The organism is Agrobacterium sp. NPDC090283, from assembly GCF_044769685.1.
In the GTDB taxonomy this organism is placed as follows: domain Bacteria; phylum Pseudomonadota; class Alphaproteobacteria; order Rhizobiales; family Rhizobiaceae; genus Agrobacterium.
Genome location: NZ_JBIVYG010000002.1, coordinates 395143 through 410952, shown reverse-complemented (window position 1 = coordinate 410952; position 15810 = coordinate 395143). Strand labels below are relative to the sequence as shown.

15 protein-coding genes are annotated in these 15810 nt (G+C 60.1%); 13 read left to right on the top strand and 2 right to left on the bottom strand.

Annotated elements, in window-relative coordinates; all coding sequences use genetic code 11:
- Positions 1-207 precede the first annotated feature (207 nt).
- From ACIQUH_RS04830 to ACIQUH_RS04805, 6 genes are all read left to right on the top strand, one after another.
- Positions 208-1137, top strand: a complete 930-nt coding sequence (locus ACIQUH_RS04830) for a sulfurtransferase (RefSeq protein WP_400812885.1) — start codon at positions 208-210, stop codon at positions 1135-1137.
- 76 nt (positions 1138-1213) lie between these two features.
- Complete coding sequence (locus ACIQUH_RS04825) at positions 1214-2395, top strand: YeeE/YedE family protein (protein WP_400812884.1); 1182 nt, start codon at positions 1214-1216, stop codon at positions 2393-2395.
- Between the two features lie 208 nt (positions 2396-2603).
- Positions 2604-2801 (top strand): hypothetical protein, encoded by a 198-nt coding sequence (locus ACIQUH_RS04820; protein ID WP_400812883.1) that lies wholly within the window; start codon positions 2604-2606, stop codon positions 2799-2801.
- 168 nt (positions 2802-2969) lie between these two features.
- The gene (gene ssuD / locus ACIQUH_RS04815; protein WP_400812882.1) at positions 2970-4139 is read left to right on the top strand and encodes an FMNH2-dependent alkanesulfonate monooxygenase; all 1170 of its coding nucleotides are present in this window, start codon (positions 2970-2972) and stop codon (positions 4137-4139) included.
- Positions 4140-4331: 192 nt separating this feature from the next.
- Positions 4332-4877: a flavin reductase family protein gene (locus ACIQUH_RS04810; RefSeq protein ID WP_400812881.1), complete on the top strand. Its 546-nt coding sequence runs from the start codon at positions 4332-4334 to the stop codon at positions 4875-4877.
- A 50-nt stretch (positions 4878-4927) separates the two neighbouring features.
- A complete protein-coding gene (locus tag ACIQUH_RS04805; RefSeq protein ID WP_400812880.1) occupies positions 4928-5872 on the top strand; it encodes an acyl-CoA dehydrogenase family protein in 945 nt (314 codons plus the stop codon).
- Between the two features lie 44 nt (positions 5873-5916).
- Here the strand turns inward: ACIQUH_RS04805 and ACIQUH_RS04800 are convergent, their stop codons facing one another.
- Entirely contained in the window at positions 5917-6366 is a 450-nt protein-coding gene (locus tag ACIQUH_RS04800) for an RrF2 family transcriptional regulator (RefSeq protein ID WP_400812879.1), read from the bottom strand.
- 303 nt (positions 6367-6669) lie between these two features.
- Here ACIQUH_RS04800 and ACIQUH_RS04795 point away from each other — a divergent pair, with 303 nt between their 5' ends.
- The 7 genes from ACIQUH_RS04795 (at position 6670) to ACIQUH_RS04765 (ending at position 14743) form a co-directional block, all read left to right on the top strand.
- Positions 6670-7674, top strand: coding sequence for an LLM class flavin-dependent oxidoreductase (locus tag ACIQUH_RS04795; RefSeq protein ID WP_400812878.1), 1005 nt, complete (start codon positions 6670-6672; stop codon positions 7672-7674).
- 22 nt (positions 7675-7696) lie between these two features.
- A complete protein-coding gene (locus ACIQUH_RS04790) occupies positions 7697-9037 on the top strand; it encodes an LLM class flavin-dependent oxidoreductase (protein ID WP_400812877.1) in 1341 nt (446 codons plus the stop codon).
- Positions 9038-9119: 82 nt separating this feature from the next.
- Positions 9120-10307, top strand: a complete 1188-nt coding sequence (locus ACIQUH_RS04785) for a M20 aminoacylase family protein (protein ID WP_400812876.1) — start codon at positions 9120-9122, stop codon at positions 10305-10307.
- A gap of 21 nt (positions 10308-10328) precedes the next feature.
- Positions 10329-10883, top strand: coding sequence for a GNAT family N-acetyltransferase (locus ACIQUH_RS04780; RefSeq protein WP_400812875.1), 555 nt, complete (start codon positions 10329-10331; stop codon positions 10881-10883).
- A 13-nt stretch (positions 10884-10896) separates the two neighbouring features.
- Positions 10897-12702: an amino acid ABC transporter permease/ATP-binding protein gene (locus tag ACIQUH_RS04775; protein ID WP_400812874.1), complete on the top strand. Its 1806-nt coding sequence runs from the start codon at positions 10897-10899 to the stop codon at positions 12700-12702.
- Between the two features lie 23 nt (positions 12703-12725).
- Positions 12726-13664 (top strand): ABC transporter substrate-binding protein, encoded by a 939-nt coding sequence (locus ACIQUH_RS04770; RefSeq protein ID WP_400812873.1) that lies wholly within the window; start codon positions 12726-12728, stop codon positions 13662-13664.
- A gap of 143 nt (positions 13665-13807) precedes the next feature.
- Positions 13808-14743 carry an ABC transporter substrate-binding protein gene (locus ACIQUH_RS04765; RefSeq protein ID WP_400812872.1) on the top strand — a complete coding sequence of 312 codons (936 nt, stop codon included), beginning with the start codon at positions 13808-13810 and terminating at the stop codon, positions 14741-14743.
- 66 nt (positions 14744-14809) lie between these two features.
- On the opposite strand, the gene ACIQUH_RS04760 is transcribed toward ACIQUH_RS04765, so the two are convergent.
- Positions 14810-15733, bottom strand: coding sequence for a LysR substrate-binding domain-containing protein (locus ACIQUH_RS04760; RefSeq protein ID WP_400812871.1), 924 nt, complete (start codon positions 15731-15733; stop codon positions 14810-14812).
- Positions 15734-15810 lie beyond the last annotated feature (77 nt).

Genomic DNA, 15810 nt, shown 5'->3' with positions numbered 1-15810 from the left:
TATCGCCCTTTTCGGCTTTGACATCACTTGCAACCTTTAGGGGTTTTATGGACGATTTTTGTAGATGAAATTTTGAATTTCACCTGAAGATTGTTTTTGAGTGGGTGCATTTATTTTCTATAAAAAATATAGAAAAGCATTTCTTCGCTCCGGACGGTTTTGTCGTCACCTTTCATTGGTCATCAAATCAGGGAAAGGGGTAAGGAAATGTCCAGGATCAAGCTAGTAACGTCGGCTCTCGGCGGGTTGTTTTTGTCGACGATATCGCTGGCCGCGGCCGGGGCTTCGGAAGCGCTGGTGACGGCCGACTGGCTGAAGGAAAATCTCGACAATCCGAAAGTGCGGGTTTTTGAAGTCAGCGTCGATACGGGCGTCTATGAGCGCGGGCATATTCCCGGTGCTGTGAACCTCAACTGGCATACGGATCTCGTCGACAAGGAAAAACGCGACATTGCCGCGCGCGACAATTTCCAGTCCCTGCTGCAGAAGGCCGGCGTGGGTGACGATACGACGATCGTTCTATATGGCGATAACAATAACTGGTTTGCCGCCTGGGGGGCGTGGATTTTCGAAACCTACGGTCTGGGCGACCGGGTGAAGCTGCTGAATGGCGGCCGCAAGCTCTGGGAAGCGCAGGGCCTGCCTTTCGACACATCCGCCCCGGCAACGGCCGAAACGAAACTGAAGCTTGCCGAGCCCGATACCTCGGTCCGGGCGCGCTTTGTGGACGTCGTTGCGGTGGCTGAGGGCAAGCACAACATCAAGCTGGTGGATATCCGCTCGGCGGATGAATATTCCGGCAAGATCTTCGCGCCCGATGGCGTCAAGGAATTGTCCGTGCGGGCCGGTCACATCCCCGGTGCCGTCAATGTTCCGTGGGGCACAATCGTCAACAAGGATGGAACCTTCAAATCGGCGGAAGAGATCAAGGCGATCTATGCCGAGAAGGGCATCGACGGTTCGGCTCCCATCATCACCTATTGCCGCATCGGCGAGCGTTCCAGCCACACCTGGTTCGCCCTGAAGAAGATCCTCGGTTACGACGTCCGCAATTATGACGGCTCCTGGACCGAGTACGGAAATGCGGTCGGTGTGCCGATCAGCAATCCGACGGGAACGGTCTGGACGGGCAAATAAGCCTTATACGCTCCATCCATGGGCCGGTGCGTCGGGTGCGCGCCGGCATTTATTCTTCCGCCATTGCCGGTATTCCATGTGTTTGACCCTTTCCCGCCTTGCGGCGCTTGCCATTTTATGTGCCGTCACGGTTGCTGCTTATCGATTGGAGCTGCTTGAGAATGGCAGGCCGCTTGCATTTTCCCTTCTGGCGGGGACCGCTTTCGGCATTGTGATGCAGCGCGGACGGTTCTGCTTTCTCTGCAATTTTCGCGACTTCATCGACGGCAGGCGTTCGGAGGGTGTTGTGGCTATTCTTGTCGCCCTGCTGGCGGGGGTGATGTTTTACCAGATCGTCACCGCGGCGTGGGTGCCGGTGCCGCAACCTGGCCGCCTGCCGCCCAATGCGCATATCGGCCCCGTCGGCTGGATTCTGGCGGTGGCGGCGACCGTCTTCGGTTTGGGCGCGGCACTTTCCGGCTCCTGCCTGTCAGGGCATTTTTACCGGCTGGGCGAGGGGGCCTTCGGTTCCGTGTTTGCCATAGTGGGTGCGGGGGTCGGTTTCCTGCTGGCATTCCTGAGCTGGAATTTTCTCTATACGGTCAGCATTTTCGACGATCGACCCATCTGGTTGCCGCATCATCTGGGATATGGCCCGGCGCTGCTGATTGCCGGCGCCGTGTTGGCCATTCTGATCCTCCTCGTTCTGTTTTTCGATAAAACCGCCCCCGCTTCCTCGGCCGTGGCGCCGGAAAACAGGCTGCGGCAGGCGCTTCGAAGCGTCTTCATCGACCGCTGGCCGCCCGTCGTCACAGGGGTTCTCGTCGCGGCCATCAGCGCCTTTTCCTATTTCCGTGTCGCACCGCTCGGGGTGACGGCCGAACTCGGCAGCATCGTCAGAACGGCAGGGGCTGCGGCGGGCTGGGTGCCGGCAACGCTCGCGGGGCTCGACACGGTACGCGGATGCATCAGCGCCGTTAAAACGACGATCCTGTCGCCGAACGGCCTGTTCGTCTCGGGACTGATATTTGCGAGCCTGGCGTCCGCGCTTTCGGCAGGAAAATTTCAGCCAGCATGGCCTTCCGTGGGTGGATTGGCGACACGGTTTGCCGGTGGCGTGCTGATGGGCTGGGGCGGCATGACCGCGCTTGGCTGCACCATTGGCGTGCTGCTCTCAGGCATCCATGCGGGCGCGCTTTCCGGCTGGGTATTTCTCGTTTTTTGCGGCTTGGGCGCATTTGCCGGCCTTTTTCTCAAGCGCCGGTTCGCCTTGCCGTGAGGCCGGACACTTGAAAATTACCGCCATCGCCAGACGAAGCGGCGATGGCCCCATTATCGGCGGCCGGAAACGGATTTTTTCCCGCCGCCGCAACCTTAGTCCACATTTGCCGGTGACCCTCCAATTATAGAATAGTAATTTTATGGAAAATATTGACGATTTTGAACGGTCGCCCGAGGATAAGGTGAGTTGAGCAAAGGAGGCGCACATGCCGCAGGGACTTCATGCGTTTACTTTCGATCTGTTCGGTTTGACCCGGCGCCAGCCGCGGGAAGAGGAACAGGCCAGTCTTCACCCTCTGGATCATTCCGGGCGCATCCGGCAGGAGAAAAGCGATCTCGAACTCGAACGGGAAGAGATCTGCGAAATGAACTTTGCGATGTTCGGCCTTTATCCGGTCTTCTGACGACGATCAGCGAGGGCGCCTTTTCCCTTCGCAGCGCGGTTCATCCGGGAGAGAAACTCTCCTTGCCGGATGGAAATTGGAACAAAATTTCTTAAACGCGCCGGGGAATTGGCTACCCTTTTATCACCAAGCCGCATTGCCCGAGGGCAGATTGCAAAGGACCTGCCGATGAGCACACCCGATAAACCACTCGATTTTCTGTGGTTCATACCCACCTCAGGCGATGGCAGCTATCTCGGCTCGGATGATCTTTCACGTCCTGCCGATCCCGGCTACTTCCGGGAAATAGCCCAGGCCGCCGATCGGCTCGGTTATTCAGGCGTGCTCATCCCCACGGGTGTCGCCTGTGAAGAGTCTTTCATTCTTGCGGCCAATCTCGCCGCCTATACCGAAAAGCTGAAATTCCTCGTCGCCATCCGTCCGGGCGTCGCGTCACCCGCCTATTATGCGCGGCTCGCTTCCACGCTCGATCGCGTTTCCCATGGGCGGCTGCTTCTCAACATCGTGGTTGGCGGCAGCGCACAGGAATTGGCCGGCGACGGCATTTTCCTGCCGCACGACGAGCGTTACGATCACGCCGATGAGTTCTTCCAGGTCTTCAGCTCGCTGATCGAAACCGGCAAGGGAAACCTCGACGGCAAATATATCAAGGCGCTGGACGCGAGACTCGGCCTGCCGCCGGTGCAGGAACCGCGTCCGCCGCTTTATTTCGGCGGTTCTTCCGATGCCGGCATCGAGTTTTCGGCCGGTATCACCGACAAATATCTCACCTGGGGCGAACCGCCGGCGCAGGTGGCGGAAAAAATCGCCAAGGTGCGCGCCGCCGCTGCCAAAAAGGGGCGGGAGGTTACCTTCGGCATCCGTCTGCATTTCATCGTGCGTGAAACGGATGAGGAAGCATGGGCCGATGCCGAGCGGCTTATCTCGAAGCTCTCCGACGAAACCATCGCATCTGCGCAGGAGGTCTTCTCCAAGGCTTCGGATTCCGTCGGGCAGGCGAGAATGCAGGCGCTGCACAATGGCCGGCGTGACCGGCTCGAAGTCTCTCCGAATTTGTGGGCGGGTATCGGTCTCGTCCGTTCGGGTGCGGGCACGGCACTGGTCGGTTCGCCGAAGACGGTGGCAGCGCGGCTCAGGGAGTATCAGGCGCTGGGCATCGATACCGTCATCGCCTCGGGTTATCCGCATCTCGAAGAAGCCTATCGCCTTTCCGAACTGCTGTTTCCGGAAATCGGGCTTGGCGGACCCCGCAACCAGATACGGTCTTCTTTCGGCGCGAAACAGGTTTTCGGCGGCGGCGGCCATGGCGGCAACGTCAAGCTGGTGTCCGGCTCCTGATCCATCGACGACGGGAGGCGGCCTGTGCCTCCCTCCTTTTCGGCAGATATCCTTGCAGCGGGACGAAACCAGGCGACGGGACATAAAACATTATTTCTATAGAATATTATCATTATGGAAAACGATGTCTATTTCACCCCCCGCCGCCGCTGCTAGCTATTGAACAATTCAGCTGTTTTCAGGAGCAACCCGATGACATTGCAATATGCGGTCAAGGATCAACAGTTCATCAACCTCCGCGACCCGGTCGCCGGCAAGGCGGCGGATGCCGACAGCCTCAAGGCGGCGCTGAGAACGCTCGGCGGCGGCGTCAGCGTGATTACGGCCGGCGAGGGCGACGAGCGAACGGGCGCGACGGTGACCTCGGCCACCGCTTTGTCGGTCGATCCGCCGCGCATTCTGGTGGCGCTCAACCGCGCCTCATCCACATGGCCGGTGGTGCAGCGTTTCGGTCATTTCGCCGTCAACATCATCGGGGCGAACCATCAGTTCGTCGCCAATCAGTTTGCCGGCATCGGCGGCCTGAAAGGCCCGGACCGGTATCGCGGTGCGGAATGGACACGGCTGTCGAGCGGAGCGCCCATTCTCGAAGATGCTGTTGCCGCGATCGATTGCACGATTGAAGAGACGATCGAACGGCACAGCCATGTCATCGTCATCGGCAAGGTGGAGGCGATCCGCATCGGCTCCGGCCATTCGCTGCTCTATCAAAACGGTCGTTATCATTCTCTGGACTGAGCGCCGGTCGTTCGGCGCTTTCATTTTGTCATTCTTTGAGGGAGTTGAGCATGGGATCCGTCACGCCTCTCGGCGAAAGACTTCGTTTCGTTCCTCCACGCCTCGGCACGGATATCGATGTGCTGACGGTTGCCCGGACGATCGCCGAAAACTGCGCCGTTGAAAGTCCCGGGCAAATCCATGCGCGGATCGCCCGTTCCGGTCTTCTTGCTCTTTCCGTTCCAACGGAACTGGGCGGGGCGGATATCACCAATGATGTTCTCTCGCAGGCGCTCGCCATCATTTCCGCAGCCGATGCGGCGGCGGCGCATGATCTCGCTGAACATTTCACCGCGCTTGAATTCATCAGGAATGCGGGCAGCGAAGACCAGCGCAAGACGCTCTTCGCCCGTCTCGATCTTGGCGAGACCTTCGCGCTGGCAATATCTGCCGCGGATCTGGATCAGGCGGTCAAGCTGACTGAGGACGACTACGCTCTGCGGCTTCCCGACGACGTCGCGGGGTCGGTCAGGGGCGACGCGGACTGGATTGTCGTGCCGGCCGTCAACACGGCCGGACAGCCTTTGCTTGTCGTTCTGCGCAACCGCCCCAATACTTCATGGGAAGGTCTGTTACGCGCCGATCAGGTGGTGTTCCTGGCTCAGGGAGCCGGAAATCTGGCCGTTTCCGTTTCTACCCTTTTGAAAGCAGCCGTGGCTCTGGGGCAGAAGCAGCGCGAACTTTCGGCGCTGCTGATCGACAGGCTGGCCGGCGATGGCGCGGCGCGACCCGTGATAGGCGAAATATTTCTCGCCATCGAACTCCTGAAGGCGCAGATATCCAGCCTTGCGGCGAATATCGATGCGGCACAGGTGGGGGCGGAAAACGTCACCTTTCGCTCGGTTCGCAACAATGCCATCACGCTTGAAATTCTGATGGCGCGCCTCGGTCTTGTCGAAGGCGTCAGTGAAGCCGGGCTGATCGCGTCGCTGGACGATGATCTGCGCAGGCAATAAGCGACGCCCTGTCGTCAGACATGAACTGAGGGTCGGGTGGAATCCTATTCGCCGGCCGGAATGGAGCGGGCGTCCTGCCCGTCCTTGGCCACGAATTGCGCGAGCGTCATATTGTCCAGAATGGTTGCGATGGCGTCGCGCACGTCCGTCATCGAAACCCTGACCTGACAGGTCTCCGGATCATCACAGTCGTCACAGGCTTCAAAGGCCGTGCGGCTCGCACAGCGGATGGGAGCCAGGGGGCCGTCCAGCGTGCGGATGACCTGCCCGATCATGATTTCGGATGGCATTTTCGACAGCGAATAACCGCCATTCGGACCCTTCTTGGAGCGCAGAATGCCGCTATTGCGCAGCTCCAGAAGAATAGTATCGAGGAATTTTTTCGGGATATTGTTGCGGGCCGCAATTTCGGTCACGAAGGCGGTCTCGCCCTGGGGCAACTGCGCCAGATCGACAAGAGCCTTTAATCCGTATTTGCCTTTTTTGGTCAACATCGCATGATCCGAAAAGAGAGACGGCACGTTTTACCGCGCCGGGCCATATTATTCCTAACTTACTAAGTAGTTTTTAGCGAATTCCGGCGCAAGCCCGTTTCGTCCGGGTTTGGTGCGTAAAACGGCCTGTTGCAGCCTTTTTTGGGCCATTCCTTCGGCCTTGCCGATGGTTTTGCCAAGGCTGGCCTCCGAAAACATCACTGAAAACAATATTTTCTCTGATCGCGCTGCAACGTGGAACGATCATCCTTTATTAGAATATAAAATCGGTAGACAAAGTATGCATCAAAGACGCGCGAGGTGATGATGTATACGCTCAGTTTGCTGGACAAGAGCCCGGTTCCGCCGGGTGAGGACGCCGCGAGCGCGTTCCGCGACACGATCAATCTTGCCAGACGCGCCGAAGAGCTGGGTTATCGCCGTTTCTGGGTGGCCGAACATCACAATTCACCGGAGCTAGCCGGTTCCGCGCCGGAAGCGCTGGTTGCCTGGATCCTGGCGAAGACCTCCCACATCCGCGTCGGCTCGGGCGGTGTCATGCTGCAGCACTATAGTCCTTACAAGGTCGCCGAGGTTTTCAACGTCCTGTCGTCGCTTGCGCCCGGCCGGGTCGATCTCGGCATCGGCAAGACACCGGGCGGATTGCCGCTGGCGACGTCGGCCTTGCAGCAGGCTTATGATCCCGCCCGTAAACCGGATTTCGAAACGGCGCTCAGTGAACTCACCACGTTTTTGTCCGGCGCGGCGCCGCAGGATCACGCGCAGGCCGGACTGCAGGCAACACCCGCACCGCCGGTCGCTGTGGAAAGATTCCTGCTCGGCGCCAGCCCGGAAAGCGCAAGGCTTGCGGCTTCAAGGGGATGGAATTTCGTTTTTGCCGGTCACCTCAATGGTGATGCCGATGTTCTTCGCCGCAGCCTCGCGGCTTTCCGCGAAGAAAGCGGCGGAAGTGCTCCCATCCTTGCCCTGTCGGCTTTTGCGGCCAGCGACCCCGCCCATGCCGCACGGCAGGTGGAAGGCCAGCGCATTTACCGGGTATTCCTCAGCGACGGCAGGGCGTTCAATCTGGGCCGGCGTGAACAGGCGGAGGAATTTGCCCGCCAGTCCGGCGATGCCGATTACCGCATCGAAGAGCGCAAGCCCAACGTCCTGCATGGCGGGCCGGAGGATATTCACAAGGCGCTCCGTGCGCTTTCCGAAGAGCACGGCATCGAAGAATTCATCATCGAGCCGCCGCATGTCGGGGCAGATCAGCGGCTTGCCTCGATAGAACTGCTTGCCACGCATCGCCTTTCCCGGGCGGCGTAATTTTCTCTGAGGAGGGAATGACATGACGAGAAAGAAAATCCGTTTCGGCATCATGCTTCAGGGTCCGGGCGGGCACATGAACGCCTGGCGGCATCCCAAAAGCCCTGTCGATGCCAGCGTCAATTTCGACTTCTTCAGGAAGACCGCGCTGAAGGCGGAAGCGGCGGGCATCGCCTTTGCTTTCGTGGCGGACGGGCTCTATATCAACGACAAGTCGATCCCGCATTTCCTCAACCGGTTCGAGCCGCTGACGATCCTTTCGGCGCTCGCCTCGGTGACCTCGAAGATCGGTCTCGCCGGCACCGTTTCGACCTCCTATAGCGATCCCTTCACCGTTGCCCGCCAGTTCGCCTCGCTCGATCTCCTGAGCGGCGGCCGCGCCGGGTGGAATGCCGTGACGACGCCGCTCGAAGGCACGGCGAAGAATTACAGCCGCAACCATCCCGAACATGCGCTGCGTTACGAGATCGCCGACGAATATCTCGAAGTCATCAAGGGCCTGTGGGATAGCTGGGACGACGACGCCTTTGTGCGCAACCGCGAGACGGGGCAATTCTTCGACCGTGCCAAACTCCATACACTCGGCCACAAGGGCCGCTTCTTCCAGGTGGAAGGCCCGCTCAATATCCAGCGTTCGCCACAGGGGCAGCCGGTGGTGTTCCAGGCCGGTTCCTCCGATGCCGGTATCGGCCTTGCGGGCAAACATGCCGATGCCGTCTTCACCAATTCCGCTTCGCTTGAGGAAAACCAGACTTTTCTCAAGCGTGTGAAACAGAGCGCCGTCGCGCAGGGCAGGTCCGCTGCCGATGTAAAGATTTTCCCCGGTATCGGCCCCATCGTCGGCGAGACCCAGGAGGAAGCGGAGGCGAAATATGACGTCATCCGCAACCTCATCACCATCGAGGATGCGCTCGCTTATCTCGGCCGTTTCTTCGATCACCATGATTTCAGCGCCTATCTGCTGGATGAGCCTTTCCCCGAACTCGGTGAGATCGGCAAGAACAGTTTCCGCTCGACCACGGACCGCATCAAGCGCCGCGCCAAGGAAAAGAACCAGACGCTGCGGGAAGCGGCGCTGGAGGCTGCGACCCCGCGTGAAGGTTTCATCGGCACACCGGACAAGGTGGCGGACGAGATCATCCGCTGGGTGGAGCATGACGCGGCTGACGGCTTCATTCTGGGCTTCCCGGTGATTGCCGAAGGGCTGGACGATTTCATCCGCCTCGTCATCCCGGTGCTGCAGCGGCGCGGTTATTTCGATCCGCATCTGGAAGGGGCGACGCTGCGCGACCATCTTGGCCTGCCTTTCAGGGAAAGCGTCTATTCCCGCCGTGAAAACGGGTCGGACAAGGCCATCGCCTAAGCTTGCAGCCGGGCGGCGATGATTGCCGCCCGGCAAAGATTTCAAGACGCGGCGCGTAGCGAGCCGCGCGGGAGACAGAACCATGAATATCCGCATTGACGGCGCGCGTCCGCAGGACGACGCCGAACGGGGAATCCTTGCCTTCATCGAGGAGAGCATCGCCATCCGGCATGATCTCCACCGGCATCCGGAGCTTTCGCTCAAGGAAAAACGCACGGCCGCGCTCATCGCCCGTTATCTCCTGTCGTTCGGATATGAGGTGACGGAAGGTGTCGGCGGCCATGGTGTTGTCGCCACGTTGAAACGCGGTCATGGCGAAAAACGTCTCGGAATCCGCGCCGATATCGATGCCCTGCCGATTATCGAGGAAACCGGCCTTGCTTATGCCAGCCAGACGCAGGGCGTCATGCATGCCTGCGGTCACGATGGTCATACGACGATCCTGCTCGCCGCCGCCCGGTATCTTGCCGAATCGTCGAATTTTTCCGGCACCCTGACACTGATCTTCCAGCCGGCCGAGGAGATCGGCGCTGGGGCAAGGGCGATGATAAAGGACCGGCTGTTCGAGCGGTTTCCGGTCGATGCGGTTTTCGGCCTGCATAATTGGCCCGGTGTCGATACCGGGCAGTTCGGCTTCGTCGAAGGCCCGGCCATGGCCTCCGTCGACAAGGCGAAGGTGCGGATCGTCGGCAGGGGCGGGCATGGCGCCGCCCCGCATGAAACGGTCGATCCGGTTCTCGCTTCGGCCAGTTTCGTCACCGCCTTGCAAAGCATCGTTTCGCGCAATGTCGATCCGCGCGAGATGGCGGTGCTGACGGTCGGTTCCATCCATGGCGGAACCGCCTCCAACGTCATTCCCGAGAGCGTCGAGCTTCAGATCACTGCCCGGGCCTTTTCGCCTGCCGTGCGTGACAGGCTGGAGGAGCGGCTTCCGGCGCTGGCGAAAGCGCAGGCCGAAAGCTTCGGCGCGAAGGCCGAGGTCGCTTACTCCCGTGGTTTTCCGCCGGTCATCAATCACGTCCCTCAGACGGTCTTCGCCCGCGATGTCGCCAAAAGGCATTTCGCCGCCGGGCAGATCGCCGAAGCGTTCCAGCCGCGCACGGCGAGCGAGGATTTCGCCTTCATGCTGCAGGAGCGGCCCGGCTCTTATCTGTTCGTCGGCAATGGCGAAAGCGCGCCGCTGCACAGCCCCCATTACGATTTCAACGACGCGATCATCGCGCCGGCAGCACGCTTCTGGGTGCGTCTGGCCGAAGCGTACCTCTCCTGACGCGAAATTTAGGACAAGGACATGAGCGACAGTTTTCTCTACACATCGGTCAAGGATCCGCTCGCAACGCCGCTTCTGGAGGAGTTGCTGTTCGAATATGACAGCCGTTACGGCACGTTCTTCAATGCGGAAGGGGCCAAGGCGGAGCTGAACAAATATCCGCCGGAGGCCTTCAGCCCGCCATCGGGCAATTTCCTGTTGCTCCTGCGTGACGGGAAAGCGATCGCTGGCGGCGCCTTCATGCGCTACGACGATGAAACGGCGGAATTCAAGCGGGTCTGGACCCATTCCGCCCATCGCCGGCAAGGGCTGGCGAAAGTCGTACTCCGGGAACTGGAGCAGCAGGCGATCCGGCAGGGTTATGCCCGCGTTTATCTGACCACCGGCTTCCGCCAGCCGGAAGCGGTCGGCCTTTATCTCACCAATGGTTATCGTGCTTTGTTCGATACCGCGGCCGATCCCGAGACGATCCGGTCCTTGCCATTCGAAAAATGGTTGTCCGACACGGCCACCTCCATCCCGGATGGCGCGCCAATACAGGCCGCCCGGCCGCAACTCTCTCCAGTTCATCCCTGAAAGGCTTTCTCCGATGACAATAGCCTCCGATTTTCCGCATGTTGCGGTGAGCGAACAGAAGGATGAGCCGGTCAAGCACGGCTATGCGCATTTCCGTGTCGTTCCCGCCCGTTATCCGCTGCGCACGGCAGGCACCGTTCTCGCGGTTCTCATCATTGCGGCCATCCTGCATTCCGTCTTCGGCAACCCACGCTGGGGCTGGAACGTGTTTGCGGAATGGTTCTTTGCCGAACCGGTGCTTGTGGGGCTCGGCCGGACGCTGCTGCTGACCGTGCTTGGGGCTTTTCTGGGTTTCGTGCTGGGCACGGTTCTGGCGCTCGCCCGTGTTTCGGGTTCGCCGCTGCTCGTCGCGATCTCCTGGACCTATATCTGGATATTCCGTTCCATTCCGCTGATCGTGCTTTTGCTGATCCTCAACAATCTCGGTTATCTCTACGAGACCGTGACGATCGGCGTGCCCTATACCGGCATCAACTTCTTCAGCTGGAACACGACGCAGCTCATGACGCCCTTTGCCGCAGCGGTTCTGGGACTGACATTGCATGCCGCGGCCTTTTCGTCGGAAATCGTGCGTGGTGGCATCCTCTCGGTGGAGCAGGGGCAGCTTGAAGCAGCGGCTTCCCTCGGCCTGCCGCGGCGCCGGCAGTTTTCGCGGATCGTGCTGCCGCAGGCGATGCGGACCATTCTGCCTAATGGCTTCAACGAGATCATCCTGCTCGCCAAGGGCACCTCGCAGGTCTATATCCTCGCGCTGCCGGAGCTGTTCTATACGATCCAGATCATCTATCGCCGCAATCTGGAAGTAATCCCGCTTTTGATGGTCGCCACCGTCTGGTATCTGGTCATCCTGACGGCGCTTTCCATCGTCCAGCACCATATCGAACGGCACTTCTCGCGCGGCGCGCTGCGCAATCCGCCGCCTTCCCTGTTTGCCACGCTCTACCGCACTTTCCTGCCGCGTAAGCCTTTGCCGGAAGCGGTGGAGACGCCATCGCCCGCCATTGAAAGACCTGAACGACCGGCTGCCGCCAGGACGGGTAGTTTCCAGCTCGGCAATCGTGGCGGTTCGGTCAATATCCACGGCGTTTCCAAATCCTTCGGAACGCTTAAGGTGCTGGACGATGTCACGCTCTCCATTCCGGCAGGCAGCGTCACCACCATTCTCGGCCAGTCCGGCTCCGGCAAGTCGACCTTGCTGCGCTCCATCAACCATCTGGAACGTGTCGATGACGGCTTCATCGCTATTGACGGTGAACTGGTCGGATATCGTCAGAAGGGCGACACGCTTTATGAGCTGAAGGAAAAGGACATTCTGAAACGCCGCGTCGAAGTGGGCATGGTGTTCCAGAGCTTCAACCTGTTCCCGCATCTGACCGCGCTTGAAAACATCGCCGAAGCGCCGGTCGTGGTTCGCGGCATATCGAAGGAACAGGCCGAAGCCGAAGCGCGTGATCTTCTGGCCCGCGTCGGTCTGGCCGAAAAGGCCGGCGCTTACCCTCGCCAGCTTTCCGGCGGGCAGCAGCAACGTGTTGCGATTGCCCGGGCCTTGGCGCTGCGGCCGAAGGTCCTGCTCTTTGACGAGCCGACATCCGCGCTCGATCCTGAACTGGTCAACGAGGTGCTGGACGTCATCAAGGAGTTGTCCCGCTCCGGCGTCACCCTCATCATCGTTACCCATGAAATCGGCTTTGCCCGTGAGGTCTCCGACAGGGTCGTCTTCATGGAACAGGGCCGCATTCTCGAAACGGGCACGCCGGAAAAGGTGTTCAACAAGCCGGATCATCCGCGCACGGCCGAGTTTCTCGCAAAAGTTCTCTAATCAACAACAAAGGAAACACTCACATGGCATTTTCATCGAAATTATTATCTTTGCTTGCCAGCGGTCTTTTCACCGCCACCGCCGCGCTCGTCCCGGCCGCGCATGCGCAGGAGGTTGACCTGTCGCCCGAGCAGAAGGGGCGGGTGCGCGCCGAAAAGGTGGAAGAGGCGATCAAGCTTCTGCCCGCCGGCCACAAGTTCATCGCCGATGGAAAGCTGACGGTTGCGACCGTTCCATTCCGCCTGCCGCTCGTGGACTACGCCAGCGACACGAAAACGCCGATCGGCGTGGAGCCTGATATCGCCCAGCTCGTCGCCGACAGCCTCGGCCTTGAGCTGCAGCTTGTACCCATCGCCTGGGCGGACTGGCCGCTCGGTCTTGCGTCCGGCAAATATGATGCCGTTACCTCGAACATCACGGTGACGGAAGCGCGCAAGGAAAAGTTCGATTTCTCCAGCTACCGCAACGATCTGCTCGGCTTCTACGTCGGCAATAACAGCAAGGTGACGGCCATCGGCAAGCCGGAGGATGTCGCAGGGCTGAAGGTCATCGTCGACGCGGCCACCAATCAGGAGCAGATCCTGCTGAAATGGATCAAGGACAACAAGGCCAAGGGACTGGCCGATACCGAAGTGCAATATTACGACGATCAGGCCGTGCTTGACGTCGCCCTGCAATCCGGCCGCGCGGATGCCTATCTCGGCCCCAATGCGACCTCGGCGTTCCAGGCGGCAAGCCAGAAGAAGACGAAGCTCGTCGGCACCTTCTCCGGCGGCTGGCCGGAAGCGGCCGAGATCGCCGTCGCTTCGAAAAAGGGCGCCGGTATTGCCGAGGCCGTCACCGCCGCGCTGAATGCCCAGATCAAGAACGGCAATTACGGCAAGGTTCTTGCCCGCTGGAATCTGGGTTCCGAAGCCATCACCGAATCCCGCACCAATCCGCCGGGCCTGCCCAAGAGCTGAGGTCAGATTTTCCAAAGGCTGAGTTGCCAAAAAGCTGAGTTGCCAAAAGCTGAGTTGAAGGTGGGACATCACTCAGCCGGTAGCGCGGGCATCCTCCCGCCCGCGCTACCTCCGTCCCGCCATCATTCCATCGGGAAACCACAATGACCTTAACTTCTCGTCTCGCCACGGCCACGCTCGGTGCCTTTCTCTCCATCGCCGGTTTTGGGTCTGCTTTCGCAACCGATGTCTTCGACCTGTCGCCGGATCAGCCCGGCCGTATTCGGGTTGAAAAAGACCCCGGCGCGATTGCCGCCGTTCCCAAGGATTTCAAATTCGTCACGCCGGGCAAACTCACGGTCGCGGTCGCACCCGGCGGACCGCCGCTCGCGACCTATGCGACGGATGCAAAAACGGTGGTCGGCGCAGATCCCGATTACGCCCTTGCGGTGGCCGATAGCCTCGGTCTCGAGCTGGAATTGGTGGCGGTTGCCTGGGCTGACTGGCCGCTGGGGCTTGCCTCCGGCAAATACGACGCGGTGATCTCGAATGTGGGCGTTACCGAGCAGCGCAAGGAAAAGTTCGATTTTTCCACCTATCGTCAGGGCCTGCACGGATTTTTCGTCAAGGCGGACAGCGGCATTACCGCCATTCGCGAGCCGAAGGACGCAGCCGGCCTGAGGATCATTGTCGGCGCCGGCACCAATCAGGAGCGCATTCTGCTGAAATGGAGCGATGAGAACGTCGCCGCCGGCCTGAAGCCGATCGAGCTGCAATATTACGATGATGAAGCCACGCGGCTTGTGGCGCTTTCGGCGGGGCGGGCGGATGTGATCGTCCAGCCGCATGCGCAGCTGGTTTTCATCGCCGCACGCGACAAGACCATCAAGCGTGTCGGCACCCTTTCCGCCGGCTGGCCGGAGCGTTCCGATGTCGCCATTACCACCCGCAAGGGTTCGGGACTGGCCGACGCGCTGACGCTTGCCACCAACGACCTGATCAAGAGCGGCGCTTACGCCAAGATTCTGGATCGCTGGCAGCTATCGGAAGAAGCCTTGCCGGAATCGCGGACCAACCCTCCCGGCCTGCCGAAAAGCTGATCGTTCGAATATATGCGGCGGACTGCAATACCCGCAGGCTCAGGCTTGCGGGTATTGTTTTGTCCGTCAGCTCTGGGCGGGGAGGGCGCGAAAGAGTTTTCGCAATTCACCGACGAAGGGTTTGAAAAACCGCGAGAGCGGCCGGGCCGTGTTGGTGGAAACGGCGACATTCATCGTCACCTCAGGCATGAATGGACGCACCGTCACCCCCTCGAAACTGTTCCAGCGCACCAGGCCGTCGACAAGGGCAATGCCGATGCCGCCGCGCACCAGCGGCACAGCGCCCACCGATGAGGTGACCTGTACAGAAACATCACGGGTAAGCCCGTCGCGCTCGAAGGCCTCGTTCAGCTGCGGACCGATCTCGTCTGCATGGTTGCCGTAGGAGATCAGCGGTCTGCCGGCGAGGTCACGCGGTGTTAGCGTCATCATCTCCGCCAGGGCATCGTCATGCCGCATCACCGCCACGACCGGTACGGAGGCGAGAATTTCGCTGCGCACGGTCGGCGCCTGAATGGTGGACAGCGTTACGGCAAAATCGATGTCGCCCAGCAGCAATTGTTCGGCAATCTCTTTTTTTGGCAGGGCGTTGAGATGGATTTTGACGGTCGGGTGCGCCTGCCGGAAGGCGAGAAGCGCCTCGGGCAGCACTGAATAGGTGACCGGCAGGCTGGCTCCGATGCGCAGTAGGCCGAGCTTGCGCTCGCCGATGGTACGGGTCAGCTTTTTCAGGACTTCCAGCTCACGGAAAACCCGGTCGGCATCCTCATAGATCAGATGCGCTTCCATCGTCGGCACCAGCCGCCCGCCGATACGTTCGAACAGCTTGTAACCCAGCTGGCTTTCCAGATGGTGCAGCACCTTGCTGACGCCGGGCTGGGAAACGGCAAGCGAATTGGCGGCCGCCGTCACGGAACCATCGCGCATGATGGCGCGGAAAATTTCAAGCTGTCGGGCGTTCATGGAAACCTCCGGCGTCATCTCTTCCATAACCCAAGGTTCTGTTCAAGCGACCATTTGCGATTGGTGAGAAAGCGCCTGCCGTGGAAATCTGTAAGCGTGCAGGA

Coding starts and splice junctions, on each gene's coding strand:
- ACIQUH_RS04830 (WP_400812885.1), top strand. CDS start 208: ATGTCCAGGATCAAGCTAGTAACGTCGGCTCTCGGCGGGTTGTTTTTG.
- ACIQUH_RS04825 (WP_400812884.1), top strand. CDS start 1,214: ATGTGTTTGACCCTTTCCCGCCTTGCGGCGCTTGCCATTTTATGTGCC.
- ACIQUH_RS04820 (WP_400812883.1), top strand. CDS start 2,604: ATGCCGCAGGGACTTCATGCGTTTACTTTCGATCTGTTCGGTTTGACC.
- ssuD (WP_400812882.1), top strand. CDS start 2,970: ATGAGCACACCCGATAAACCACTCGATTTTCTGTGGTTCATACCCACC.
- ACIQUH_RS04810 (WP_400812881.1), top strand. CDS start 4,332: ATGACATTGCAATATGCGGTCAAGGATCAACAGTTCATCAACCTCCGC.
- ACIQUH_RS04805 (WP_400812880.1), top strand. CDS start 4,928: ATGGGATCCGTCACGCCTCTCGGCGAAAGACTTCGTTTCGTTCCTCCA.
- ACIQUH_RS04800 (WP_400812879.1), bottom strand. CDS start 6,366: ATGTTGACCAAAAAAGGCAAATACGGATTAAAGGCTCTTGTCGATCTG.
- ACIQUH_RS04795 (WP_400812878.1), top strand. CDS start 6,670: ATGATGTATACGCTCAGTTTGCTGGACAAGAGCCCGGTTCCGCCGGGT.
- ACIQUH_RS04790 (WP_400812877.1), top strand. CDS start 7,697: ATGACGAGAAAGAAAATCCGTTTCGGCATCATGCTTCAGGGTCCGGGC.
- ACIQUH_RS04785 (WP_400812876.1), top strand. CDS start 9,120: ATGAATATCCGCATTGACGGCGCGCGTCCGCAGGACGACGCCGAACGG.
- ACIQUH_RS04780 (WP_400812875.1), top strand. CDS start 10,329: ATGAGCGACAGTTTTCTCTACACATCGGTCAAGGATCCGCTCGCAACG.
- ACIQUH_RS04775 (WP_400812874.1), top strand. CDS start 10,897: ATGACAATAGCCTCCGATTTTCCGCATGTTGCGGTGAGCGAACAGAAG.
- ACIQUH_RS04770 (WP_400812873.1), top strand. CDS start 12,726: ATGGCATTTTCATCGAAATTATTATCTTTGCTTGCCAGCGGTCTTTTC.
- ACIQUH_RS04765 (WP_400812872.1), top strand. CDS start 13,808: ATGACCTTAACTTCTCGTCTCGCCACGGCCACGCTCGGTGCCTTTCTC.
- ACIQUH_RS04760 (WP_400812871.1), bottom strand. CDS start 15,733: ATGGAAGAGATGACGCCGGAGGTTTCCATGAACGCCCGACAGCTTGAA.